At 34.8% G+C, this 25,413-nt stretch carries 19 protein-coding genes; 4 read left to right on the top strand and 15 right to left on the bottom strand.

Annotated features, from left to right (window positions below):
* Genes IMCC3317_RS17250 through IMCC3317_RS17220 form a run of 7 tightly spaced genes read right to left on the bottom strand, consistent with a single transcriptional unit; the run spans position 1 to position 9,615 of the window.
* The gene (locus IMCC3317_RS17250; RefSeq protein ID WP_160130731.1) at positions 1 to 1,068 is read right to left on the bottom strand and encodes a cytochrome c oxidase subunit II; all 1,068 of its coding nucleotides are present in this window, start codon (positions 1,066 to 1,068) and stop codon (positions 1 to 3) included.
* Between the two features lie 26 nt (positions 1,069 to 1,094).
* A complete protein-coding gene (locus IMCC3317_RS17245; RefSeq protein ID WP_160130730.1) occupies positions 1,095 to 2,519 on the bottom strand; it encodes a quinol:cytochrome C oxidoreductase in 1,425 nt (474 codons plus the stop codon).
* A gap of 27 nt (positions 2,520 to 2,546) precedes the next feature.
* Positions 2,547 to 3,119, bottom strand: coding sequence for a c-type cytochrome (locus IMCC3317_RS17240; protein WP_160130729.1), 573 nt, complete (start codon positions 3,117 to 3,119; stop codon positions 2,547 to 2,549).
* Between the two features lie 8 nt (positions 3,120 to 3,127).
* A complete protein-coding gene (locus IMCC3317_RS17235) occupies positions 3,128 to 3,655 on the bottom strand; it encodes a DUF3341 domain-containing protein (RefSeq protein WP_160130728.1) in 528 nt (175 codons plus the stop codon).
* Entirely contained in the window at positions 3,648 to 5,039 is a 1,392-nt protein-coding gene (gene nrfD, locus IMCC3317_RS17230; protein ID WP_160130727.1) for an NrfD/PsrC family molybdoenzyme membrane anchor subunit, read from the bottom strand. Before nrfD ends, IMCC3317_RS17235 begins: the two co-directional genes overlap by 8 nt.
* Before the next feature lie 34 nt (positions 5,040 to 5,073).
* The gene (locus IMCC3317_RS17225) at positions 5,074 to 8,280 is read right to left on the bottom strand and encodes a TAT-variant-translocated molybdopterin oxidoreductase (RefSeq protein WP_160130726.1); all 3,207 of its coding nucleotides are present in this window, start codon (positions 8,278 to 8,280) and stop codon (positions 5,074 to 5,076) included.
* A gap of 36 nt (positions 8,281 to 8,316) precedes the next feature.
* Positions 8,317 to 9,615: a cytochrome c3 family protein gene (locus IMCC3317_RS17220; protein WP_160130725.1), complete on the bottom strand. Its 1,299-nt coding sequence runs from the start codon at positions 9,613 to 9,615 to the stop codon at positions 8,317 to 8,319.
* A 213-nt stretch (positions 9,616 to 9,828) separates the two neighbouring features.
* On the opposite strand from IMCC3317_RS17220, the gene IMCC3317_RS17215 reads away from it, so the two are divergent.
* The gene (locus IMCC3317_RS17215; protein WP_160130724.1) at positions 9,829 to 10,227 is read left to right on the top strand and encodes an SPOR domain-containing protein; all 399 of its coding nucleotides are present in this window, start codon (positions 9,829 to 9,831) and stop codon (positions 10,225 to 10,227) included.
* 267 nt (positions 10,228 to 10,494) lie between these two features.
* Here IMCC3317_RS17215 and infB read toward each other — a convergent pair whose 3' ends face one another.
* The 3 genes from infB to rimP are packed head-to-tail and all read right to left on the bottom strand — an operon-like array spanning position 10,495 to position 15,097.
* Positions 10,495 to 13,338, bottom strand: a complete 2,844-nt coding sequence (gene infB / locus IMCC3317_RS17210) for a translation initiation factor IF-2 (protein ID WP_160130723.1) — start codon at positions 13,336 to 13,338, stop codon at positions 10,495 to 10,497.
* Between the two features lie 48 nt (positions 13,339 to 13,386).
* Positions 13,387 to 14,619, bottom strand: a complete 1,233-nt coding sequence (gene nusA / locus IMCC3317_RS17205; protein ID WP_160130722.1) for a transcription termination factor NusA — start codon at positions 14,617 to 14,619, stop codon at positions 13,387 to 13,389.
* 13 nt (positions 14,620 to 14,632) lie between these two features.
* On the bottom strand, positions 14,633 to 15,097 hold the full coding sequence (gene rimP, locus IMCC3317_RS17200; RefSeq protein ID WP_160130721.1) for a ribosome assembly cofactor RimP: 465 nt from the start codon (positions 15,095 to 15,097) through the stop codon (positions 14,633 to 14,635).
* Between the two features lie 157 nt (positions 15,098 to 15,254).
* On the opposite strand from rimP, the gene IMCC3317_RS17195 reads away from it, so the two are divergent.
* Entirely contained in the window at positions 15,255 to 16,079 is an 825-nt protein-coding gene (locus tag IMCC3317_RS17195) for a universal stress protein (RefSeq protein ID WP_160130720.1), read from the top strand.
* Between the two features lie 169 nt (positions 16,080 to 16,248).
* Here IMCC3317_RS17195 and IMCC3317_RS17190 read toward each other — a convergent pair whose 3' ends face one another.
* Positions 16,249 to 17,502, bottom strand: coding sequence for a hypothetical protein (locus IMCC3317_RS17190; protein ID WP_160130719.1), 1,254 nt, complete (start codon positions 17,500 to 17,502; stop codon positions 16,249 to 16,251).
* An 82-nt stretch (positions 17,503 to 17,584) separates the two neighbouring features.
* Complete coding sequence (locus IMCC3317_RS17185) at positions 17,585 to 17,788, bottom strand: hypothetical protein (RefSeq protein WP_160130718.1); 204 nt, start codon at positions 17,786 to 17,788, stop codon at positions 17,585 to 17,587.
* A 772-nt stretch (positions 17,789 to 18,560) separates the two neighbouring features.
* Between IMCC3317_RS17185 and IMCC3317_RS17180 the strand changes: the two genes are divergently transcribed.
* Both IMCC3317_RS17180 and IMCC3317_RS17175 read left to right on the top strand, forming a co-directional pair.
* The gene (locus IMCC3317_RS17180; protein ID WP_160130717.1) at positions 18,561 to 20,225 is read left to right on the top strand and encodes a helix-turn-helix domain-containing protein; all 1,665 of its coding nucleotides are present in this window, start codon (positions 18,561 to 18,563) and stop codon (positions 20,223 to 20,225) included.
* A 126-nt stretch (positions 20,226 to 20,351) separates the two neighbouring features.
* Positions 20,352 to 20,516 (top strand): hypothetical protein, encoded by a 165-nt coding sequence (locus IMCC3317_RS17175; RefSeq protein WP_160130716.1) that lies wholly within the window; start codon positions 20,352 to 20,354, stop codon positions 20,514 to 20,516.
* A gap of 190 nt (positions 20,517 to 20,706) precedes the next feature.
* On the opposite strand, the gene IMCC3317_RS17170 is transcribed toward IMCC3317_RS17175, so the two are convergent.
* The 3 genes from IMCC3317_RS17170 to IMCC3317_RS17160 are packed head-to-tail and all read right to left on the bottom strand — an operon-like array spanning position 20,707 to position 25,135.
* Positions 20,707 to 22,107 carry a TolC family protein gene (locus tag IMCC3317_RS17170; RefSeq protein WP_160131951.1) on the bottom strand — a complete coding sequence of 467 codons (1,401 nt, stop codon included), beginning with the start codon at positions 22,105 to 22,107 and terminating at the stop codon, positions 20,707 to 20,709.
* Positions 22,108 to 22,109: 2 nt separating this feature from the next.
* Positions 22,110 to 23,471: an HlyD family secretion protein gene (locus IMCC3317_RS17165; protein WP_160130715.1), complete on the bottom strand. Its 1,362-nt coding sequence runs from the start codon at positions 23,469 to 23,471 to the stop codon at positions 22,110 to 22,112.
* Complete coding sequence (locus tag IMCC3317_RS17160) at positions 23,465 to 25,135, bottom strand: peptidase domain-containing ABC transporter (protein WP_160130714.1); 1,671 nt, start codon at positions 25,133 to 25,135, stop codon at positions 23,465 to 23,467. The genes IMCC3317_RS17165 and IMCC3317_RS17160 overlap by 7 nt, the downstream gene beginning before the upstream one ends.
* Positions 25,136 to 25,413: the final 278 nt, after the last annotated feature.

Genomic DNA, 25,413 nt, shown 5'->3' with positions numbered 1-25,413 from the left:
TTATTTCTTTGCTCCGAAAGTTGCTTGTTCTGCGATCCACGCATCGTACTCTTCTTGACTTTCTACGATAACTTTCATTTGCATGTTGTAGTGAGATTCACCACATATTTTATTACACAGTAAAAGAAAATCAAATTCGTAAGGTGCTAATGCTTCTTCTCCCGCAGCTAGTAATTTTTGACTTTTTCCTGCTCTGATATCATTGATACGCTTCACCTTGTTAATAATTTGAGGTGTTTCGCGCATTTCTTCCGTCGTTTTTGATGGCTTCATTGCGAACTCAGTAGTTTGCCCTGGAACACAGTTCATCTGCATTCTAAAGTGTGGCATGTATGCAGAGTGTAATACGTCTTGCGAACGCATTTTGAATACTACTTTTTTACCAACAGGCAAGTGTAATACTTGTGTAATTACATCATCTTGTGCGTATTTGTCTTCTCTATCTAAACCTAATATGTTTGGATTATCTCCTAAGTCAATTAAACGAACATTTGCTTTTCCTAGTACGTTGTCTTCTCCAGCATATCTAGCTTTCCAGTTAAATTGTTGTGCGTATAATTCAACTACAATTGGATCATCATCCATGTTTACATCCATGATTTCATTCCAAGTAAATAATCCATAAAGAATTAAACCTGCTAATGTTATTACTGGAATGATTGTCCAAATAAATTCAAGTTTATCATTATCTGCATAATACAATGCTTTTCTTCCTTTTTTCCCTCTGTATTTGTAGGCAAAGTAGTGAAGTAATCCTTGTGTTAGTGTTTGCACAAAGAAGATCAATATCATTGATATGATCATTAATGTATCTACACTATCTCCATGTTCAGAAGCGGAATTGCTAACTAATGGTAAATCGCCCCATTTTACAAAACATACGATTGTGATAATGTATATGAACATCAAGAATCCCATCATGAGGTATCCATTGATATTGTTATCCTTGTCATTTGCAACTTGACTAGTATCTGCTTTCGCTTGTGATAAGTCAAATATCTTCGTCAGCTGCCATATTGCGATTGCAATTAGGATAAGTACTATAATTGTTAGTAAACCAGTAGTCATCTTATTTTATACTGTTTTGAAATTAATTAATAATGAAATTGTTTACTTTCTTCAATAAACGGATTTCTTTTTGCCAATAATGGTGCTTTTGTTAGTGTTGTAAACACAACAAAGATGAATAATCCTAAGAATAATAATACTGCTCCTAATTCAGGAACTCCTAGTGACCAATGTGGACCAACTGTTGCTGGCATTACCATATTGAATACATCTATGTAGTGACCAAATAAGATCACGATTCCTGCAATTACAATGATCCAATTAAGTCTCTTGTAATCACTATTCATTAAGATTAATATTGGAAATATTAGGTTTAATGCAAGCATTCCAAAGAATGGCAAATTGTAATCTTCAATTCTTGTGATAAAGTATGTTACTTCTTCTGGAATGTTTGAATACCAGATTAACATAAATTGAGAGAACCATAAGTATGTCCAGAAAATACAAAGTCCGAACATAAATTTTGCTAAATCATGTAAGTGGCTATCGTTTACATATTCTAAGTATCCTCTTGATTTAAGATATATGGTAACTAAAGCAATTACTGTGATTCCTGATACAAACATACTTGCGAATACGTACCATCCGAATAGCGTACTATACCAGTGATGATCGAAAGACATGATCCAATCCCAAGACATTATAGATTCCGAGATTAAGAATAATACTAGGAACATTGCTGATAGTCTGAAATTCTTCTTGAAGTTGCTGTTATCGTTTGATTCGTCTTGACGTAATGATAAACGACGAGATATTTGACGATATCCAATCCAAATTGCACTATATATAAATGCTCTGATAATGAACCAAGGCACATTTAACCAAGCTTTTTTACCATAAGTTAATTTGTCAAAATCTTCATGTCCTACAGTTACAAGATTTGGATCCATCCAATGAAATAGATGGTTTAAGTGTAAGCTAGGCATACATAATATGATTAATATTATGATACTTATTGTTCCTGGAATGATATACGCAGTAATTCCTTCCATTACTCTGAATAATACTGGAGACCAACCTGCTTGTGATACACGTTGTATCGCATAGAATGCGAGTACTCCAAGTGATATCATCATAAAGAAGAAAGCTGCAACATATATTGCTGCCCAAGGCTTGTTTTGCAATTGTTGCAATTTGTGTTCGTCATGCTTTGCTGAATCGTGATGACCAGCTTCTGCTCCGTGACTTTCTGCGGAAGCATGTGCATCATCGTGTGCTTTTTCAACTTGATGATCCATTGTTGCGTGTGCAGCATCAGGTTTGTGATCGTCGTGAGTTGCTGTTTTAGCGTCATTAGCATGTTCTGCGCCGTGACCGCCGTGAGCAGCTTCCATTGCTTTCATTTCTTCTACAGTATCTGGGACAGCGGCAAGGCTATAGCCTACCATGATAACCCCAAGTACGAAGGAAATAATTGCAAAAAGTCTTAATCTATTTGAAAACGTATACATTGTATATAATTCTATATCGTTATTGGTCTATTTTAATTCTGCTTTCAATTTTAATACATGTTGTACCACTTGCCAGCGTTCTTCTATACTTAATTGACTTGCGTGTGATCCCATGCTGTTTCTACCATACATAATTACATGGTAAATACTTCCTTCTGTGATCGCTCTTCCTGGATCATTGTATTTAGGAATCCCTAAGAATTTTTCACGCTTTACTAAAGTTCCTTGTCCGTCTCCTTTGTTACCGTGACATACAGCACAGTAGATTCCGTACAACTCATCACCTTTTGCAAGATTTTCTTCAGTCGCTTCTAATGGATTCATCAATTCTGCTTTTGCAGCTTCGTATCCTTCATTGGTATTATCATACTCATATGGAAACCAACCTCTTTTTATACTTCCTTCGGCAGGAATTTGTGCTTCCATGTTGTTTTCTGCATATCCTCCATAAGGAACGCCATTAACTTCTTGGTAAGTTTCATATCCCACAGGCTCGTACATATTTGGAAAATATTGGTAGTTTGGCTGTGATTTGTTAAAGCATGAAGTCATCAGCAATGCTGCTCCAAAAACGACTCCTATTTTTATAAGGCTTTTCATAATTCTTATTAATGCTTTTTTTCAGTGACTTTAATTTCGGTAGCTCCTGTTTCTAATAACAGTGCTTTTAGTGCTTCTTCATCTCCATGAACAGATACTTCCATTAAGAAGTGATCGTCCGTTGTTCTTGGATCAGGGTTCTCAGCTTCTTTAAATGGCCATAATCTACTTCTTAAATAGAATGTGATTACCATTAAATGCGCTGCAAAGAATACCGTAAGTTCGAACATAATTGGAACGAATGCTGGCATATTTTCTATGAAACTAAAACTTGGTTTTCCACCAATGTTTTGTGGCCAATCTTGTATCATGATATAATTCATCATTACGATTGCTACAGTCAACCCAACACATCCGTACATAAATGATGTAATGGCAAGTCGCGTAGGCGCAAGTCCCATAGCCTTATCTAGTCCGTGTACCGGAAATGGTGTAAACACTTCTTCGATATGATGATTTTCTTGACGTACTCTTTTGACTGCTGCCATTAGCACATCGTCATCGGTATACATTGCTTGTATTACTTTGCTACTCATGGTTACCGTCTCTTAGTTTTTTATATTTTTCCCCTGATGATTTCAAGATTGATTTTACTTCTGCCTGTGCAATTACAGGGAATGTCCGAGCATATAACAAGAACAATACAAAGAAGAATCCAATCGTACCTATAAATATCCCTATGTCAACAAATGTTGGAGAGAATGACGACCATGATGATGGCAAGTAATCTCTTTCGAGAGAAGTTACAATAATCACAAAACGCTCAAACCACATTCCAATGTTTACGACAATGGAGATTATAAATGAGAACATGATACTTGTTCTTAATTTTTTAGACCACATAAATTGTGGAGAGAACACATTACATGTCATCATTGCCCAATATGCCCACCATTTTGGTCCTGTTGCCCTATTTAAGAATGCATATTGTTCGTATTCAACTCCAGAATACCAAGCTATGAATAATTCTGTTATATATGCGCAACCAACTATAGAACCTGTAATCATAATTACAATGTTCATTAATTCGATGTGTTGTACTGTAATATAGTCTTCCATATTACACACTTTACGCATGATAATTAATAGTGTATTTACCATTGCAAACCCAGAGAAAACCGCTCCTGCCACAAAATATGGTGGAAAGATTGTTGTATGCCATCCTGGAATTACAGACGTAGCAAAGTCAAAGGATACAATTGTATGTACAGAAAGTACTAATGGTGTTGCTAAACCTGCTAATACCAATGATACTTCTTCAAAACGTTGCCAATCTTTAGCGCGTCCACTCCAACCGAAACTTACTAAACTGTATATTTTCTTTTGGAAAGGTTTTACAGCTCTATCTCTAATCATAGCAAAATCAGGAAGTAATCCTGTCCACCAGAATACTAATGATACTGATAAGTATGTTGAGATTGCAAATACATCCCAAAGTAAAGGTGAATTAAAGTTTACCCATAGTGATCCAAATTGGTTTGGAATTGGTAATACCCAATATGCCAACCACGGACGTCCCATGTGAATAATTGGGAATAATCCCGCTTGTACTACTGAGAAAATGGTCATTGCTTCCGCAGAACGGTTAATTGCCATTCTCCATTTTTGACGGAATAGTAATAGTACAGCAGAAATTAAGGTTCCTGCGTGACCAATACCAACCCACCAAACGAAGTTCGTAATGTCCCAAGCCCAACCAACGGTTTTGTTAAGACCCCAAACTCCTATACCAGTAGATATTGTATAGATGATACATCCAATTCCCCAAAGGAATGCCATCAAAGCAATTGAGAATACTATCCACCATTGCTTATTTGCTCTTCCTTCTACTGGAGCTGCTATATCAAGAGTTACGTCATGATATGATTTGTCTCCCGTTACTAAGGGTTTTCTTATAGGTGCTTCGTAGTGCGACGCCATAATACGTTTATAATTGTTTCTTATTAATTCTTTTTTATGCTTCTTTTGTATTTCGAACCTTCACGTGATATTGTACGTTTGGCTTCGTTCCTACATGCTCTAACAAATGATACATACGATCATCTTCAAATAATTCAGCCACTTTGCTTTCCTTATCGTTGATATCACCGAATGTCATTGCTCCTGAACTACATGCCGCAGAACAAGCCGTTTGGAATTCTCCATCTTTAATTTGTCTTCCATCACGTTTAGCATCAAGGATTGTTTTTTGTGTTTTTTGAATACACATAGAACATTTTTCCATTACACCTCGTGAACGAACAACTACATCTGGATTTAATACCATTCGACCTAAGTCATCATTCATATAGTAATCAAACTCATCATTCTTATTGTATAGGAACCAGTTGAATCGACGTACTTTGTAAGGACAGTTATTTGCACAGTAACGCGTACCAACACAACGGTTATATGCCATATGATTTTGACCTTGTCTACCGTGAGATGTTGCTGCTACTGGACATACTGTTTCACATGGTGCGTGATTACAATGCTGACACATTACAGGTTGAAAAGCTACTTGCGGATTTTCCGCTGGATCTTCCAATCTAGCAAATCCAGAAAGTGATCCATCTCCTTCTCCGTCGCCAAACATATAATCTCCAATACCTAATCCACTGAAATTATCTTTAGCTTCCGTATCTTCATTAAAGGTTTCTTCCGAAGAATAGTATCTGTCAATACGCAACCAGTGCATATCTCTACTTCTTCTAACTTCAGTTTTACCAACGACTGGCACATTGTTTTCAGCGTGACATGCAATTACACATGCGCCACAACCTGTACAAGCGTTTAAGTCAATAGCTAAGTTAAAGTGATGTCCGACGGAACGATCAAATTCAGCCCACATATCCGCCTCTGGAGAAGTGGCATCAATCATTTCATGATTTTTGGACACTTTTGGCTTCTCGTTGAAGGTAAAATCTCCGTACTGATTTTTATCGCGCGTATTAAATATCTCTAGTGTTGTATCTTTTATAATGTCGCCTCTACCCATTAAGGTATTTTGCAACTGAACACAAGCAAATTCATGTTCGCCGCCAACAGCTTCAATTGAAACGGTTTGAGCCGCGTTGAAGTTGCCATAAACTCTATAAGCGTTTACACCAGTTTGCATTTCTTCTTTGATTCCGGCTTTTTTACCGTAACCTAAAGCTAAACCAACAGTTCCTTTTGCTTGTCCTGGCTGAATGATTACAGGTACATTTTCAATAACCTGTCCATTTACAGTAAGATTTACATAACTTCCGTTTAATCCGCCATTTGCAACATTCCAGTTTTTCAACTCTTTTGCATCTGCATCTGCTTGAGAAACTGTTAAATAATTATCCCAAGAAGCTCTTGTTATTGGATCTGGAAATTCTTGTAACCAAGGATTGTTTGCTTGTTGTCCATCTCCCATTCCAGTTTTAGCATATAGAACCAACTCCATTCCTGAAGCCGCTTTTGTTCCTGCTAATTTTCTAGCTTGTGAACCAGCATCTGTAGTTTGCGTTGCAACAACTTCTTCTTCACCTTCAACAGCCTCAGAATTTTCAATAGCTTCGCTTGCTTCTTCTGCCAAACCAATAGTCATGCTAGTCTTGTACACACCATCATGAATTGCTTTGTTCCACGAAGTGCCAAGTCCTAAAATGTTAGTAGACCAAATTTCCTTGATATACTCGTAGTATGTTTTTTCGTTACCTGTCCACTTTAATATAGCATCTTGAAATTGTCTTGTATTAAATAATGGACGAATTGTAGGTTGCATTACGCTGTAATGACCTTTTTTCATTTCTACATCTCCCCAAGATTCTAAGTAATGTGGAGTTGCAGCAACATATTTTGTATGTGATGCCGTTTCATCTTCTTTCATAGAAAAAGTAACAGCAAAGTCTAATTTCTTTAAGTTTTCCGCAAACTCATCACCATTTGGCAATGTATATACTGGATTTACTCCAGCCATGATAATTCCGCCAACAGTACCAGCTTTCATATCGCTAATTAGTTTTGCTACGGCTTTATCATTTCCTTGACGGATTTTACGCGGTGCAGTTGAATCAACCACTTCGCTATTCAAATGCTCATTGATTGCCAATACTAGGCTTTGTGCATCTACATCATTGATTCCAGATACGACAACTGCTTTTGAACCAGCTTTGTTTAATTGAGCAACTGCTTTATTAATTGCATCTTCAACTTTGTCAGATAGTTTTCTACCAGAAACACTGTTTCCAGTAACTCCTGCGTATATTTTTGCTAACGCAACTTTTTGATCAGAAGGCGATAATGGTACGCGCTTATCAGCATTTGCTCCAGAAAGTGACATGTTAGACTCAAATTGAATGTGTCTTGACATTTTTTTACGCCCTTGCTTTCCAGCAGGAATTCTTCCTTTAGCATATCCGTCATCATATCCTCCACCTTGCCAATCTCCTAAGATATCAGCTCCGACAGATACAATTACTTCAGCTTTCGAGAAATCGTAATCAGCTAATGCTCGTTCGCCATATGCTGCTTGAAATGCATCTAAAGCAGTAGATTCTGATATTGCATCATATACTACATGTGTTACATTTCCGAACTGCGCTTTGAATTCGCTGATTAGTTTAGCCGTTGAAGGACTTGCAAAAGTTTGCGTAAGTACTACCAATTGCTTTCCTGAATCTCTAACTGTACGCAATCGTTGTGTGATTTCGCCATCAAATTCTTTCCAATCAACATCAGCACCATCAATTTTTGGTTGCTTTATACGCATACTATCATATAAAGATAATACAGATGCATGAACTCTTGCATTTGCACTTCCTTTTACAGCAGCGTCAGTGTTGTTTTCAACTTTGATTGGACGACCTTCTCTTGTTTTAATTAAGATACTTGCAAAATCGTATCCATCTGCAATAGTTGTTGCGTAGTAATCTGCAACTCCAGGAATAATATTTTCTGGTTGCACTACATAAGGAATCGATTTAATTACGGGTCCTTCACAGGCTGCAAATGTAGCAGCGGCTGTACTAAAACCAACATATTTAAGAAAGTCTCTACGAGAAGTTGAAGAAGACTCTAACATCTCTTTGTCTCCCAAGAATTCATCTACGGGAACTTCTTCTACAAACTCATTCTGTCTAAGCGTCTCAACAATGGAGCTATTCTCATTTAACTCCTCAACACTTTTCCAGTATTTCTTGTTTGATGCCATATTATATATATAAAATTAGCTTCTTAATTATTAATATTAATAGTGACATTTTCCACATTCTAACGCTCCCATTTGAGACGCTTTGAATGTTTCAACACCATATTTTTCTTTTAATTGCTCGTGAATCTTATCGTAGTAAGCACTTCCTCTGAAATTCACATCTGTTTCTCTGTGACAATTGATACACCAACCCATTGTTAATGGTGCATGTTGCTCAACAATCTCCATTTCTTGTATTTCGCCGTGACATGTTTGACACTGAACTCCAGCTACCGAAACGTGTTGCGAGTGATTGAAGTATACAAAATCTGGTAAGTTATGAATACGAATCCATTTTACTGGTTTCGGTTTATTTACATAATCTTGCTTTTCTGCAACCCAACCTGTAGCTTCATATATTTTCTGAATTTCTTTGTTGTAATCAACTCCAATTTTCAGACCTTCCGCTAGTACTTCTGGAGCAACTTCAGCAATATTTTTATGACAGTTCATACAAATATTTAATGAAGGAATCCCTGAATGCTTACTTACTCTCGCTGACGAGTGACAGTATTTACATTCTATTTTGTTATCTCCTGCGTGAATTTTGTGTGAGAAGTGAATTGGCTGAATTGGCTGATATCCTTGATCGATTCCAACTTGCATTAGATATCCGTATGCAAAGTACGCAGAACCTAATAAGAAAATAATCGACGTTACAATTACTAAGAATTGGTTTTGAGCGAATGCTTTCCAAATTGGCGTTCCTCCTTTAGTATCTTTTTCAATCAACGATCCGTTTGCTACTGCAAATTTGTGAAGTGTTTTGTTTACTAAGAATAATCCTAAGGCTAGTAAACCGAATAATACGATTAATGCCCAAAGCACCATTTGATTTGAAAAACCTCCATTACCTCCATCCGAAGGTGCAGTAGGGTCCAATGGTGTAGTAACTACAACTTTCTCTTGAGCTGTATACGCTAAGATATCATCAATTTGCTTGTTACTCAACTGAGGAAAGGCAGTCATAACACTTCTGTTATTTGCCTCATACGTTTTTACAGCGTATGGATCTCCTGATTTGATTAAAGCAGAACTGTTTTTAATCCATTTATACAACCACTCTCTATCTAAACCTTCATTCTCCTCTAAGCGAGCTTCCACTCCTCTTAGCGCTGGTCCTGTTGATTTGGCGTCTAGTTTATGACAAGCTGCACAATTAGCATTGAATAAATTCTCACCTTCTTTTATTGCAGCATCATCTTGTGCAAAAAGAGAAGTTGAAAATGCTAGCATTAGCGCTAGCGCGATTCCTAAAATTCCTGAAATTGAATTACGGCGATTCACCTTTTTCATATTTTAATATCTTCTTAATTTGGCATGGTTTTTTCTAAGTATATTTTAAACTTAGATGTTCATGCTTATTCCAAATTTGAGCAAAAATACAAATAGCGTTTTATTTGAGAAATGTTAGTGAACTGTTAATTTGCAATTTATAGTAATTCTAAATAACATTTCTCACTAAAAGTTCGTTTGTATATTTTACATTTGTATAAAATTGTATTCATTATGAGATTTTTAGCTATAGAAAAGATTGCTATTTTAGCCATATCGGCTTTTTTTTATTCGGGAGTTGCCAATGCGCAACAAGGAGAAATTAATATTTCAAAAGACCCGAAAATTGATAAATTACTTACATATCAGAAAGAAATTAACCAAGAAACAGATAACGACACCCGTTTTAAGATTCAAATCTTTAATGGAAATCTTAAAAATGCACAACGCACAAAGTCAAGATTCGAATATAAGTATAGTGATATTCATGCGAGCATCAAGTTTGAAACACCAAATTATAAAGTTTGGGTAGGAAATTTTAGAACTAGTTTAGAAGCAGATCGTTATTTAGCAGAAGTTAAAGAAACATTTCCAAACGCCTTTGTTTTTATTCCTCCAAAAAAGAAGAAATAATACCAATTATTATTTAAAAGGAGCCTAAAATAATTTTAATTATAGTATGTACAGATAATATAGAAAATCAAAGCATAGCATCGTTACGGTTTTATTTTATATTGAAATACCTGTGCTGAGCGGAGTCGAAGTATGGGCACAATAGAAACAAATTATTAGGTGCATTTTAAGTGATAATTGGTATAACAAGTTCTGAAAAAAATCAGTTGACATAAAAAAAGGATCGCAAATTGCGATCCTTTTTTATTTGTATTATATAACTAAAGTCTATTTCAACTTTTTCTTTACAGCTACTTCTTGGAAAGCTTCTATAATATCACCTTCAATGATATCATTGTAATTCTTCACTTGCAATCCACAATCGTATCCTTTGCTCACTTCTTTTGCGTCATCTTTGAAACGTTTTAAAGAAGATAATTCTCCAGTATGGATAACAACTCCATCACGAATTAATCGAATGTTAGAGTTTCTAAAGATTTTACCATCGGTTACCATACATCCGGCAATTGTACCAATTTTAGAGATTTTGAATGTTTCTCTAATTTCAGCATTACCAGTGATTTCTTCTTTCATTACTGGCGATAGTAATCCTTCCATTGCATCTTTCACATCGTTGATAGCATCATAGATGATTGAATACGTACGGATATCGATTTCTTCTTTATCTGCTACCGTTCTTGCATTTCCTGCAGGTCGCACGTTAAATCCGATAATAATCGCATCAGAAGCACTTGCTAGTAACACATCACTTTCTGTGATTGCTCCAACTCCTTTGTGAATGATTTTTACTTCTATTTCTTCCGTAGATAGTTTTTGGAACGAATCCGTTAAGGCTTCCACAGAACCATCCACATCTCCTTTTAGGATAATGTTTAATTCTTTGAAATCTCCAATTTTGATTCTTCGACCAATATCTTTCAACGTTGTTCTACGTGTCGTACGAACAGATTGCTCTCGAAGTAATTGTGTACGTTTTGCTGCAATATCTTTTGCATCTTTTTCGTCTTCAAATACATTGAATTTATCACCTGCTTGTGGCGCTCCATCTAAACCAAGAATTGATATTGGTGTTGAAGGATTTGCAATTTCTACTTTTTTACCACGCTCATCATACATTGCTTTGATTTTACCACTTTGCTTTCCAGCAAGTAGATAATCTCCGATTTTTAATGTACCATTTTGAACAAGAATTGTTGAAACATATCCACGACCTTTGTCAAGGAATGCTTCTACAACTGTTCCAACAGCGTTTTTATCAGGATTTGCTTTTAATTCTAGCAATTCAGCTTCTAGCAATACTTTTTCTAACAATTCAGCAACACCTAATCCTGTTTTAGCAGAGATATCGTGCGATTGAATTTTTCCTCCCCAATCTTCTACCAAAAGGTTCATGGCTGCTAGTTTTTCCTTAATTTTTTCAGGATTTGCTGCTTGTCTATCTATTTTGTTAATCGCAAATACAATAGGAACTCCAGCCGCTTGTGCGTGACTGATTGCTTCTTTTGTTTGTGGCATTACATCATCATCCGCCGCAATTACAATAATTGCGATATCTGTTACTTGCGCACCACGCGCACGCATTGCCGTAAAGGCTTCGTGACCTGGTGTATCTAAGAATGTGATTCGTTGTCCACCTTCTAAGCTTACTGCGTATGCTCCAATATGTTGCGTAATTCCTCCAGATTCTCCTGCAATTACATTTTCTTCACGAATGTAATCTAGTAAAGAAGTTTTACCGTGATCTACGTGTCCCATTACCGTTACAATTGGCGCTCTAGGTTTTAAATCTTCTGGCGCATCTTCTTCTTCTTGTACTGCTTCTTCAATATCAGCAGCAACAAAGTCTACTGTAAATCCAAATTCTTCTGCAACAATAGATAATGTGTCTGCATCTAAACGCTGGTTCATGGTAACCATGATTCCCAACATCATACATTTAGAGATAATTTCGTTAATTCCAACATCCATCATCGTAGCAAGTTCACCAACAGTTACAAATTCTGTTGCTTTTAATACTTTGCTTTCTGCTTCTTGTTGTTCTAAATTCTCTTCAGTTTTTTGTCTACGGACATCTCTTTTATCTCTACGATGCTTAGATCCTCGAGATTTACTACTTTTTCCTTGAAGTTTTTCAAGTGTTTCACGCACTTGTTTTTGCACTTCTTCTTCTGTTGGCTCAACTTTAGCTACAGGAGCTTTACGTACAGGTCCGCGACGGTTGTTTCCACCACGATTTCCTCCAGAACCTCTACTTGCTGGACCTCTATTATTTCCAGCATTAGAACGGTTATTTCCTCCTGAACCAGTTTTTGAAATACGCTTACGCTTCTTTCTCTTATCTGCTTCGGATTCTTTTTTACTATCTTCTTTTTTCTTTTTGGCTTTATTAAATTGTGTCAAGTCAATTTTTTGACCTGTCATTTTTGGACCAGAAAGTTTTTGATATTTTGTTTCTATTGTCTTTTTTTCAGGCTCAGTAGCTTCTTCCGTTTTAGCTTCTGCAGCAGCAGGCTTATCCGCTGTTTTAGCTTTTGGCTCCACTTTTTGAACTTGTTTCGGTTTAGAAAACGTAGGTCTATTAGAAGCTGTTGGTTTTGCGCTTTCAGTTTTTACTGGCGCGTCTTCTTTTTTAGACACTTTTGGTTTTTCTACTGCTTTTGGCGCTTTTTGCTTTGGCGCTTTTTCAGCTGCTTTGGCAGGCACTTCAGGTGCTTTAGCAACTTGTTTCTTTTCCGATTTCGATGTGTCTTTTTGAGGGTTTAGATCTATTTTTCCAATCGTTTTCGGTCCAGATAAGTTTGCTTTTGCACGAACTACTTTTTCTCGCTCTTCTTTGATTCGTTGCGCTTCTTCCTGCTCTTTTACAAGCTGCTCTCTTAGTGCTTCTTTCTCCTTCCTTTTCTCTTCTCCAAGCTCTTTAGAAGCCACTTTTTTGCTCTTGTCGGTCTGAAAACCATCAAGCAGCACATTGTATACTTCTTGCGATATTTTTGTCGTAGGTCTTTTTTCCACAGAATGTCCTTTCTGCGTCAAGAAGTCCACCGCTCTATCGATAGAAATATTTAATTCGCGTAGTACTTTACTAAGCCTTATTTTGTTCTGTTCAGCCATAAGCTATTTTAAATTTTACCCTCTTTTATATAAAAAATTGCTTTTTTATCAATCTTCAAATTCTTCTTTTAGTATTCGTATTACTTCTCCAACAGTTTCCTCCTCTAAGTCAGTTTGCTTTACAAGGAAGTCTAATTCTTGCTCTAATACGCTTCTTGCAGTGTCTAAACCAATTTTCTTAAATGCTTCAATTACCCAAGCTTCAATTTCATCAGAGAATTCTGTTAATTCAACATCTTCTTCAACACCTTCACGATATACATCTATTTCGTATCCTGTGAGTTGTCCTGCTAATCGAATGTTAAATCCGCCCTTTCCAATTGCTTTTGAAACTTCTTCTGGTTTTAAGAATACTTCAACACGCTTTGTTTCTTCATTAATTTTTAATGAACTTACTCTTGCTGGGCTTAAGGCACGCGTTATATATAGTTGTAAGTTTGTTGTGTAATTGATTACATCTATATTTTCGTTTCCTAATTCTCTCACGATTCCGTGAATACGAGAACCTTTCATTCCCACACATGCTCCAACGGGATCAATTCTATCATCATAAGAATCAACGGCTACTTTTGCTTTTTCACCTGGTATTCTTACTACTTTTTTTACCGTAATTAATCCGTCAAAAACTTCAGGAATTTCTTGTTCAAATAATTTTTCCAAGAATTCTGGTGCCGTTCTCGACATGACAATCATAGGCTTGTTTCCTTTCAGCTCTACTTTATCAATAATTCCTCGCACATTTTCTCCTTTACGGAAGAAATCTGAAGGGATTTGATTTTCTTTTGGCAATACAATCTCATTTCCATCATCGTCCAATAATATTACTGCTCTGTGACGTATGTGATGTACTTCAGCTGTGTAAATATCGCCTACTAAATCTTTGAAATGCTTGTAGATCGTTGTGTTGTCGTGTTCGTGTATTTTTGAAATTAAATTTTGACGTAATGCTAAGATCGCTCTTCTCCCTAAGTCAATTAATTTTACTTCTTCAGATACATCTTCTCCAACTTCAAAATCTGGTTCAATTTTTCGTGCTGCTGTTAATTCAATTTCTTGATTCGGCTCTTCTACTTCTCCGTCAGCAACTACAATTCTGTTTCTCCAAATTTCTAAATCTCCTTTATCAGGATTTATAATGATATCAAAATTATCATCTGATCCAAATTTCTTTTTTAGTGCATTTCTAAAAACATCTTCTAAGATCGCCATTAGTGTTACACGATCTATTAGCTTGTCGTCTTTAAATTCCGAAAACGACTCAATCAATGCTAGATTCTCCATGACATGTCTTTAATTAAAATGTTACCATAACTTTAGCTTTTACTATATCTGTATAAGGTATTTCTTGTTCTTTTTGAACCGTTACTTTACCTTTTCCAATGGGTTTTGGCTCGCGCGCTTCCCATTGCAACTTTATTTTCTCATCATCAACAGCAACCAATGTACCTTCTACTTTTTTGTCGCCTGTTGTAGTTACTTCCAATTTTCTTTCCATATTTTTCTTGTATTGACGAATATGGGTAATTCCTTCTGAAACTCCAGAAGAATATACTTCTAAAGAAAAATCTTCTTCCTCTCTGTCTAGGTTGTGTTCTATGTTACGACTTACCTTCATGCAGTCACTTAATGTAACTCCATTATCACCATCAATCACAATCACAATCTTGTTTCCCGCGGTAATTTCCTTAGAGATAAGAAATAGCGATTGATCTTCATCAAGCACTTCTTGTAACAAACTATTAACCTTCTCTTTTAACATTCTTTAGTATGAAAAGAGGGGACTTTATGTCCCCTCATTTTTAGTTTTTTCTTCTTATAACGGTGCAAATATACACATTTTTTCTAATCTTAAAAACTATTCAACCAAAGGATTTTATTTGTAACTTTAGTTATTATTCTAAAAACTCAATAGTTAGATGAAAAAAATACTACTTCCAACCGATTTTTCAGATCAAGCAACGTACGCATTAAAGGTTGCAGCTTCGTTAGCGAAACAAAATGATGCTACTATTTATTTGATGCACATGCTTGAACTTCCTACGCATTTTTTGTCTGGAGACACAAATTTAGATGTTCCAGAACAGTTATTATTTATGAAAATTGCACATGAGCGCTTTGAAAAAACGCTAGAACAAGATTTTCTGAAAGACATAAAAATAGAAGTTAACGTGGAGACACACAAAGCTTTTGACGGTATTACAGAAGCAATTCGCCAATATGATATTGATTTGGTCGTCATGGGCTCAAGTGGTGCTTCTGGCTTGAAAGAAATGTTTATTGGCTCTAATACAGAGAAAGTTGTTCGGACTTCTGACGTACCCGTTTTGGTAATTAAGAATGATATTGAAAATTTTAATATTGAAAATTTCGTTTTTGCATCCGATTTTACAAACGATCAGAAACTTGTTTTTGAGCAAGCCCTAGATTTTGCAAATAGTTTTAATGCAACACTTCATTTACTGTTTGTGAATACACCTAATCGTTTTGTGACTACCGCAGCCGCAGAAAAGAAGATGAAAGATTTTATTGCCGATTTTGATGAGCTTACAAAATATGAACTACATGTTTATAATGATGATACGATTGAACGCGGAATTTTGAATTTTTCACGAACTATTGATGCCGATTTGATCGGAATGAGCACACACGGAAGACAAGGTTTGGCACATTTTTTTAATGGAAGTATTAGCGAAGATTTAGTAAATCATGCATTGCGACCTGTGATTACTTTTAGGATTTAAAGTTTTTTTTAGATTGAAATACTTAAAAAGAGACTGTCTAAAAAGTTTTAAAAGCCGTCATTCTGAACTTGATTCAGAATCTCATTACACTGATTTTCAATGATTGTGAGAAACCGAATCAAGTTCGGCTTGACGAAACTTTAACTTTCTAAATAGCCTCTTTTAGTTTTTACCGTTCGCTGTGTTGTACATCTACATCACTTGCCGGAGCATACATGACGCCATTTGTACCTATTCCGTCGCAATAATCTACAATGTAAGAACCTATAAAATCATCATCCGAATAAATTCCAGTACTTAAACTATTGTAATAAGCAGTAGTTCCTTGATATGGCGGAGCAAAATTGAATAAAATGTTTGTATCATTTCCGCCATCAGATTCGTAACAATATATTTTTATAGTATTTACAATTTTTCTGTCTATGTTTTCAATTAGAAAGTTTGGATAATGCCAAGAAAAATCGCCACGAACACTATTCATTTTCGGTGTTCGTTTGATATTTAAGAATGCGCCTGATGAAGATATATAAGCTTCAATAAAAAACCATTCTCCTTTTCCTCTGAAAAAGCTATCGCGATCATCATGTGTTCTAAATCGTAAAATATTTTCTGTTCCGCTTTCACAATCACGTTCGCAAGGAGCGTTGCAATTAGATGGTGGTGTTCCGCCCGAACCGCCGCCGTCAATATCATCAGGCGAAACTGATTCAGCATTGGTTGGCGTGTCAATAATTGCTCCAGCGTTGATTTTAACCGATCTTCCATCATCATACGTAAAAAGTGTATGCATATTTTCGTTTTTAGACTTTTCAGTAGATAGTATATTTGACCTCGTCACAACTTCGCTATTTCTAACAATGAATGATTTTAGCAATGGTTTGTCGCCTAATTGCTGTGATTTCAACATACCATTTTCGTAAAAATAAATCGTTTCTGCCAAATTACTATCATCAAATCCATTATCGACATATACTCGATTTGAAAATTCTTGCACTTCCGCATCGCCAAGTAATAAAACTGTCATTGCAGGATTTATTCTTGTAAATTCTTTTAATAACGATGGCGTTTCTGCATTTCCGACTTTTTCTAATATGTTGCGTAACGAATTATTTCCAAATGCTTTCATGCTATTTTGCTCTTCCATTCCAACATAAAACTCTTGTTCATAATATCCAAGACGTTGTAATTTTAATGCTTTTTCTTGAAGCACTTCATTCATGTTTTCGTGAGTATCAATAGCTACTGACAGCAAACGCGCATATTCAAATAATGTTTGTTGTTCTGGAGATTGCTTTTCCACTTCAATCATAACTTGTTTTGAAACAATTGCTTCTTCTTCTACAAACGTTTCATTTTCGGAACAGGAATAGAAAAATGTAATTAATATGGACAGTAAGAATATTTTATGAATTGATGTTTTCATACTTTTTATAGTTTTGGTTTTCCGTACTCTTTTGATTTAGAAACATCAGGATTTTCAGGTTTCTCCCTTAGCAATTGAATATTTACGAACCACAAGCACCATGATCGCATTCCGTAGGACGCCACGAATTACACCACTTTGAAGGCTTACAAGCTATTCCCGTAGGTTCTGGCTCTGGACATGCTACAAAAACGGATGCTTCCATCATTCCGCCTTTGATGTGGAAATTAGCAATGTTTGTTTTGTTTAGGTTTAATTTTTCTAAGTTGATTTTCTTTTTTTTCATTGTGTTTGTTTTATAAATTATTATATACTCAATTTTTACTTTGACATAACCGGAGCTGAATGTATTTTTAAAAAAAAATTACTAATAACAACCTCATTTTTAGATTCTTATTTTCTTTTTCTTTGCTCGCACAAAGAATACTGAATCAAGTTCAGCACAGGCTTCAAAAAAAGAAAGTGCGTTTTTCCAGAGGTGTTTTTAGCTGAAAAAGCTAAAACCGTATTCATTTTTCTAAATTTTTTCCAAGGCTTCAAAAATTCTTAACGAAAAATCACTACTACACTACGGAAAAATTAAAATGTTGGTTTTTCCTGTATTCCTCGACCCGCTGTGAATTCCGCCAAAAACAAAAAGGTTCGCGATGTTTGATTTTTTGAATTTTAGTGTGTTCAATTTTACTTTTTGCTTTTTCATGTTTTTAGATGTTAGATGTTAGATGAATGCTATAATTTTGATCGAAGTCAAAACAAGTTTCTGAAGTGTTGCAACAACTCAAATGTAGCATGATTTTGTACCGAGAAAAAACAATGTTTGTCACCTTTTATGAATTGCATCTTTCAATTTATAAATTGCAGGATGTCTCTTATAAGATTCCGTATTAGAAGCACTTTCGAAGTTTTCATCTTAAAAAAGGTATATTTACCTAACTGCAAACAGCTTTTTAATCTCCAATTTTGTATGTATGCTTAGAAAATATTTTCCCACTACACTACATATTTTGTTCACTTATTTTGTGAATAGTTATTTCTTCTTTACTTTTTTCTTTCTTTTTTTGAATTTGACATATGCACAAGAAGATTCAGACTTTGTAATACCAGATTCGCTTCAACAGAAAACATTCAACGAATTACGTACCGCATTTGAAAACGTTGAAAAGGATTCGCTTCAGAAAATATTTTACGCAAAGTCCTATCTGGCGAAAGCCATAAAAGAGAAAGATAAACTCAATCAGATGATCGGATATGAGTTTTTAGGCAAATCTTTTAGAACTGATTACCGCAAAAGTTTTAGCTATTTTGATAAAGGTATTGCTGTTAGCAAAGATTTTAGCAATGAACGTTATCCTGCAATTTTTTACACGTATAAAGGAGCTGTTTTACAATACAAAGGAAAATATAAAGAATCGCTAGATAATTATTTGGAAGCGATGGATGCCGCAGATAAAAGTGGAAATTTAGAGTTGTATTATGTAAATAAATACAACATCGGAACGGTTAAATGGCGATTGGAACAATACCAAGAAGCACTCGATATTTATAAAGAATGTTATGCGTTTGAAAAAAACAACCCAAAAAGAGACACGTTAGATTTTATGCTTTCGCATTTGGCGTTGGCAAATTTGTATATTGAAACCAAACAATTGGATTCGGCGGCTTTTTATATTGACAAAGGAATACGAATAGCTGCTTTTACCAAAAATCCACGAATTTATAATCTCTTTGTGCTGAATGAAGGCATGCGCTTATTTTACAAAAAGCAGTATTTAACCGCGATTGATAGTATTCAGAAAACGATTCCTGTACTAATGAGTGATCGTGACAAATCGTGTATTATTGATGCTTATTTTCATTTAGGAAAGGCGCATGATTCATTACAACAAAAGGAAACTGCTATTGTGTATTATAAAAAAGTAGATTCTGTTTTTTCTGAACACACCAATTTTATTTCGACTAAAGTTATGGAGAATTATGATGCGTTGTATCAGTATTATAAATCGCAAAATGATATTCAGAAACAACTGCATTACACAAATAGAAAGTTATTTGCCGATAGTATTTTTTATAATAATTATAGGTATTTGAGCGCGACGATTTCTAAAAAATTTGATAGACGTTCGTTATTGTCCGAACAAGAAAAACTGAACGCAGCATTGAAAAAGAAAGATCGGAAATTTAACGTTTTTTTGAAAATTGCAGGTGCCGTATTTTGTTTATTTATATTTTTATTAGCACTATTCTATTACAAACAACAACGACTAAAAAGACGTTTTCAAGAGTTTGTAACACAACATACGCAAAAAAGTACTTTGATTCCGACACAAACTGTTCAAGCAACGGAAGAAACTATTGGAATTCCACAAGAAATTGTTGATCACTTGCTAAAACAATTGGCAACTTTTGAAAAAGAGACTGCTTACATTCATGCGGATATTACATTGACAGATTTAGCAAAAAAGTTTAAAACAAATTCTGCCTATTTATCAAAAGTCATCAACACTTTCAAGGATAAGAATTTTGCAGAATACTTAAATGATTTGCGCGTAGATTATGCAATTGATAAGATTCAGAACGACAAACATTTTTTATTATACACCATAAAAGCCATCGCTTTGGAAGTTGGTTTTAACAATTCGCAGTCTTTTGCAAGAGCTTTTAAACGAAAAACCAAAATGCAACCTTCTGATTTTATTAAACAAGTTAAAAATATAACTATTTAATAATCAAATAATTAGCTTTAAAATAGGAGTTGCAATTTATAAATTGCAACTAACACATTCAAAAACAGCAGCTTATTTTGTCAAAGTTATGGTAGCTTTAGAAGTAAATCTAAAATTTAATCGACAATGAAAGTAAAAAAAACAATTCTCAATTTACACTTACAAAAATCAAAAGTTGCACAACTAAATGCTACTGAAATCTTAAAAGGTGGCTTACGTGATAGCTCTGGTGGACCTAAAACATATCCGTACAACCGAATTTGTCATTCTGGTCATTATACTTGTGAATAAAACTTGACGAGTTCATTTATAAAAAAAGAGGCTATCTGAAAAACTTTAATAGGCTTCATTCTGAACTTGATTCAGAATCTCATTATTTTGATTTTCAATGATTATGGGAAACCGAATCAAGTTCGGCTTGACGAAAGTTTAACTTTCCAGACAGCCTCTTTTTTATTTACTACAATCCAGAAGTCTAAACCTACAACAAATTCGCCATTATATTAAACAAGTTTGCTTTTGTAGCAAAGTATTTATTCTCTAACTCAATTGCCTTTATTTTGTTTTCTATAAGTTTCGCTTCGCGCGAATTGACTAAGAACAACGAACTTTCTCCCAGAAAAAATTTACGTTCTTCTGCTTGCAATAATACTTGGTAATCGTTGACCAATTCTTGCGTAAGTCTGTTTTGCAATTCGTACGATATTATTTCTTGAGTAATCGCGCTTATTTTGTTTTTCAGCGTCACACGCGTTGTGGTGCGTTCAAATTCTAAGTCTTGTAGTTTTAATTTTGCCAAGCGTAAATCTCCGCGTTCTTTTCGTAGAAATAACGGAAAACTAATGTGTACGCCACTTTTATAGTTTTGTGTATTGAACGTTCCTGTTTCGTCTGGAGTTTGCGACAAAAAATTGTATTGCAAATCTATTTGAGGCAATAATAGGTTTTGTTTTAAACGTTTATTCAGTTGTAAACTTTCATATTTAAAATTCAGCGATTGTATTTTTGGATGCGTTTCTACATCAAAATCTTCCGTATTAAAAGCCGTTACATTCAATACTTCATCAATCCGTTCAAATGTTGTTGTATCTGGATTGATGGTTTCTTTCAGTTCAACTGGCGTGTTATCATTTAACCATAAATAATTAGACAATTCCAATGACGATTTCACATACGTAATCCGCGCTTTTTCCAAATCTAACTTTCGTGTGTTTAGCGTTAATCGTGCTTCAAGCGTATCAATGGCAGCTTTTTCTCCTTCGCGAAAGCTTCTTTTAATTCCATCAAAACGCAATTCCGCATTCGATAAAAATGAATGATATACTTCTTTATTTCGATACGATTTTAACCATTTAAAATATGTAATTGAAGCTTCATATAGTATTTGATTGACCAATAATTGCTGATCTACTTGCGCTTGTTGTGTAAACAATTTGGCTTGTTTTAACATTGTCATTCGTTCATTAATTAGAAAACCTCTTGCTAATGAAATCGAAATTCCTGCGCTGTATAATCCGTCTGTTGGAACTGTAAATTCAGGATTTAAAAATTCGCCTGTATTTTCTTCAAAATTAGCTTTTAGCTCAATTCCGTACCACGTTGGAATTTTGAATGTTGCGTTGAGTTTATCGTAATATTCTGTCTTTTTGAATTTTTTTCGATCATAATCAACTTCAAATTTAGGATCAAATGCTCCACGCGCTTTCAACAATTTCGCTTCACTTTCGTTGATAATTAAATTGGCTTGTTTTACAATTGGATGATACGTTTTTACATAGCCAAGATATTCATTTAACGATAGAATACTATCTGATGAATTTTCAGTTTGCGCAATTCCGTTTCCGCTGAAAAGAACTATAAGTAGAAGAAAAATGTATCTCATCATTAATTTTCCTTAGCTGATTTTTCATTTTTATTTTTTCCGTCAGGCTGATAGTAATTTGGTGGAAAACTATTTACTTGTCGCCAAAGTTCAAACCAAATTGGTACATCATTCAGCAACGCAATTGTTTTTGCACCTGAACCAACTCGAATCGCTTTTGGCCATTCATGATCGTTTTCATCTGGCGCAAGCAAAATTCTGTATTTTCCGTTGTCGCTGATAAAATTTTCAATTGCTACTACTTTTGCGCCATAGGTTCCGTACGAAACATTTGGCCAACCGCTGAATATGATTGCTGGCCAACCATCAAATTGCACACGTACTTTTTCGCCAATGTGAATTAATGGCAAATCTATTGGACGCACGTAACTTTCTACTGCCAATTCGTAACCTGCTGGCATGATTCCTACCAATTTTTCGCCTTCTTTGAATGTTTCGCCAATTCCGCCTTTTATCGCTTTGTTTATAAAACCATCTTGCGGCGCAGTAATGTATAATAAGCCATTTCTGACTTTGTAATTTGTATACGCATTTTCGAGTTTGGTAACTTGCGCTTCTGTGTCAAACTGACTCGATTGTGCTGTAAAAACATCTCCTTGTGCTTTTGAAATTTTATCTGTATACGAAGCTTGCGTTCGAGATAATTCTATTTTAGCGTTGAGCAATTCGTTTTTATTTGCTAAGTATTTATTTTCTATTGAGATTAATTTCGCTTGTGTTTCTTGCAATTTTAAGCGTTTTTCTTCCACATCTTTTACTGCTTTCAAACCTTCTTTTTGCAACGTTTCCGTCCGATCATATTGACGTTGTGCAATACTTTCGTTGATTCGAGCCGCTTCTACATCAATACTATCGCCTTTTATTTTTAATTTTGCTTGCAATAGTTTGTTTCGAGTTTGCTCTAATTTTAAATCTCTTTCATTCAATAGTGCTGAAATTTGTCGTTCCAACGCACCAACTTTTCCTTTATACGCTGTTACAGAAGATGCTTTTGCTTTGATTTGATCGCCAGTTCTTTCCACCAATCTGTCATCAAAATAATCACTTTTTACTTCTGATATTTTCAAAATCGTATCTCCTTTTCGTACCGAATCGCCTTCACGCACAAACCATTGTTCTATGCGTCCTGGAATTTGTGATTGAATCGTTTGCGGACGTTGATCTGGTCGCAATGTAGTTACAAGTCCTTGTCCAGAAATATTCTGTGTCCACGGAAGAAATAATACAATAATTCCAATAAAAGCAAATGCCAACAAGAACTTATTGAACTGTTTGTAATAATGTTTATCAAAGATGTTTTTACCAGATTTGAATTTGGTAAGATCGACCTTTTTGTTGAGTTGATTATTTGAAATGTTTAACATGCTTTTCGACTTTTAATTTCTCCTTTATCTAATATAATCAATCCTTTGCAGCTCGTTTTCCAACGTTCGTTGCTACTCACTACAATTAGCGCCCACGGATTTGATGCATCTGTTAAGAATTCAATAATGTCATTACTTTCATCTGCGTTAAATTGATCGAGTGGATCTTCTAGAATCAACACTTTTGGCTTTTTAATAATCGCTCTAGCCAACACTATTTTTTTAGAAATGTTATACGAAATTTGTTTTCCTTCTGGGTTTAGTATGGTTTTTAAACCTTTTGGTTGTTCTTTTATAAATTGTGTCAACCCAACTTTTTCAAGTGCCCAAAATATCGTTTCATCGGAAACTTCTTCATTCCCAAAAGCTAGATTTTCGCGGATTGTTCCTTCAAAAGGAGTTTCTTCTGAAAGTGATAATCCTAAGTGCGATCTGTAATGATTTAAGTGTAAACTTTCTATTGAAAATTCATTGACATAGATATTTCCCGCGGTTGGCGCAACAACAGCCGCAATTAATCGTAATAAGCTTGATTTTCCAGAACCACTTTCCCCTTGAATTAGAATCCTACTTCTTGGCGTGATTGCTAAAGAGATATCTTTTAATATTGGTTTTTCTCTATCTTCTACTTTGTATGAAACCTTATCCAATTCAATTGTCATACTAGATGTAAAATTTGGTGTTTCGCCTTCTTGCGCTTCTAAACCTTTGTCTACAACTTGTCCTAGTTTTTCAATTGATGTTAATACATCGTAGAAAGATTCCAAACCAACAATTAGTTTTTCAACCGAATTAATGACTAATAAGATGATGATTTCTGCAGCGACAAATTGTCCAATGTTCATTTCTTGATTTAATACCAACGCGCCACCAATTAATAATAAAGAAGCGGTTACCAATACTTTGAATGATATCATTTGAATGAATTGCAATACCAAAACCCGAAAGTGGCTTTCACGCGCTTTTAAGTATTCTTCCACCAAAGCATCATTTTTTTTAAGTGCTAAACTCGTATTTCCTGAAAGCTTGAAACTTACCATTGTTCTTGCTACTTCTTGAATCCAATGCGCAACTTTATATTTATGTTTAGATTCGTCCAAGCTAGTTTGCAAACCTCTTTGTGCTGTGAATTTGAATACGAAATATATCAATACAAGCAATAAGATTCCGAAAATGATAAAAAACGGATGATAAAATGATAATAGAATGAGCGCAAATAGTATTTGCAATATTGCAGAGGGCACATCAATCAATATTTTTGATAATCCTTTTTGAATGGTTATTGTATCAAAAAATCGATTTGCCAATTCTGGCGGATAATAATTTCGCAACTCATCCATTCTAATTTTTGGAAAACGATAGCTTAATTCAAAAGAAGCTCGCATAAAAATACGTTGCTGAATGGTTTCTATAATTCGAAGTTGCATCAATTGTAATGCGCCCGAAAACACAACTCCAAGTGTCACTAATACTACAAGTACAACCCAAGAAGTAGACATTTGCGCACCTTGTATTAAGTTGATAATTGACTGAATTCCAAGTGGTAATGACAACGTCACGATTCCTGCAAAGATGGCATAATACAGAATTTGTAAAATATCTTTCTTCTCTAACCGAAGTAAGCCAACAAACCTTTGCCAAGGTGATAATTGAGTTTTTGCCATGTTTTTTACATTAAAAGCGTTCACTTTTTTGGTTGGTGAATATACGATGAAATTGTCAACAGTTCACCTTTTTAATATTTATGACCGCAAATATAATAGTATTACTATTAATTTTGAAAATAAATGTATTAATATTAACACGCTAACACATTAAATAACTCATTTTAAAATTGTTATGTATAAAAAATAGATTCACTTTTAACAAATTATATGTTTAAAAGTATCAAAAAGCAATATTATTTATCCAAATTACTTTCGTTGAAATTTGTTTAAGAATG

It is taken from the genome of Kordia antarctica (assembly GCF_009901525.1).
In the GTDB taxonomy this organism is placed as follows: domain Bacteria; phylum Bacteroidota; class Bacteroidia; order Flavobacteriales; family Flavobacteriaceae; genus Kordia; species Kordia antarctica.
Note: the sequence above shows the minus strand (reverse complement) of the source record. Positions and strands in the feature narration are given on the sequence as shown.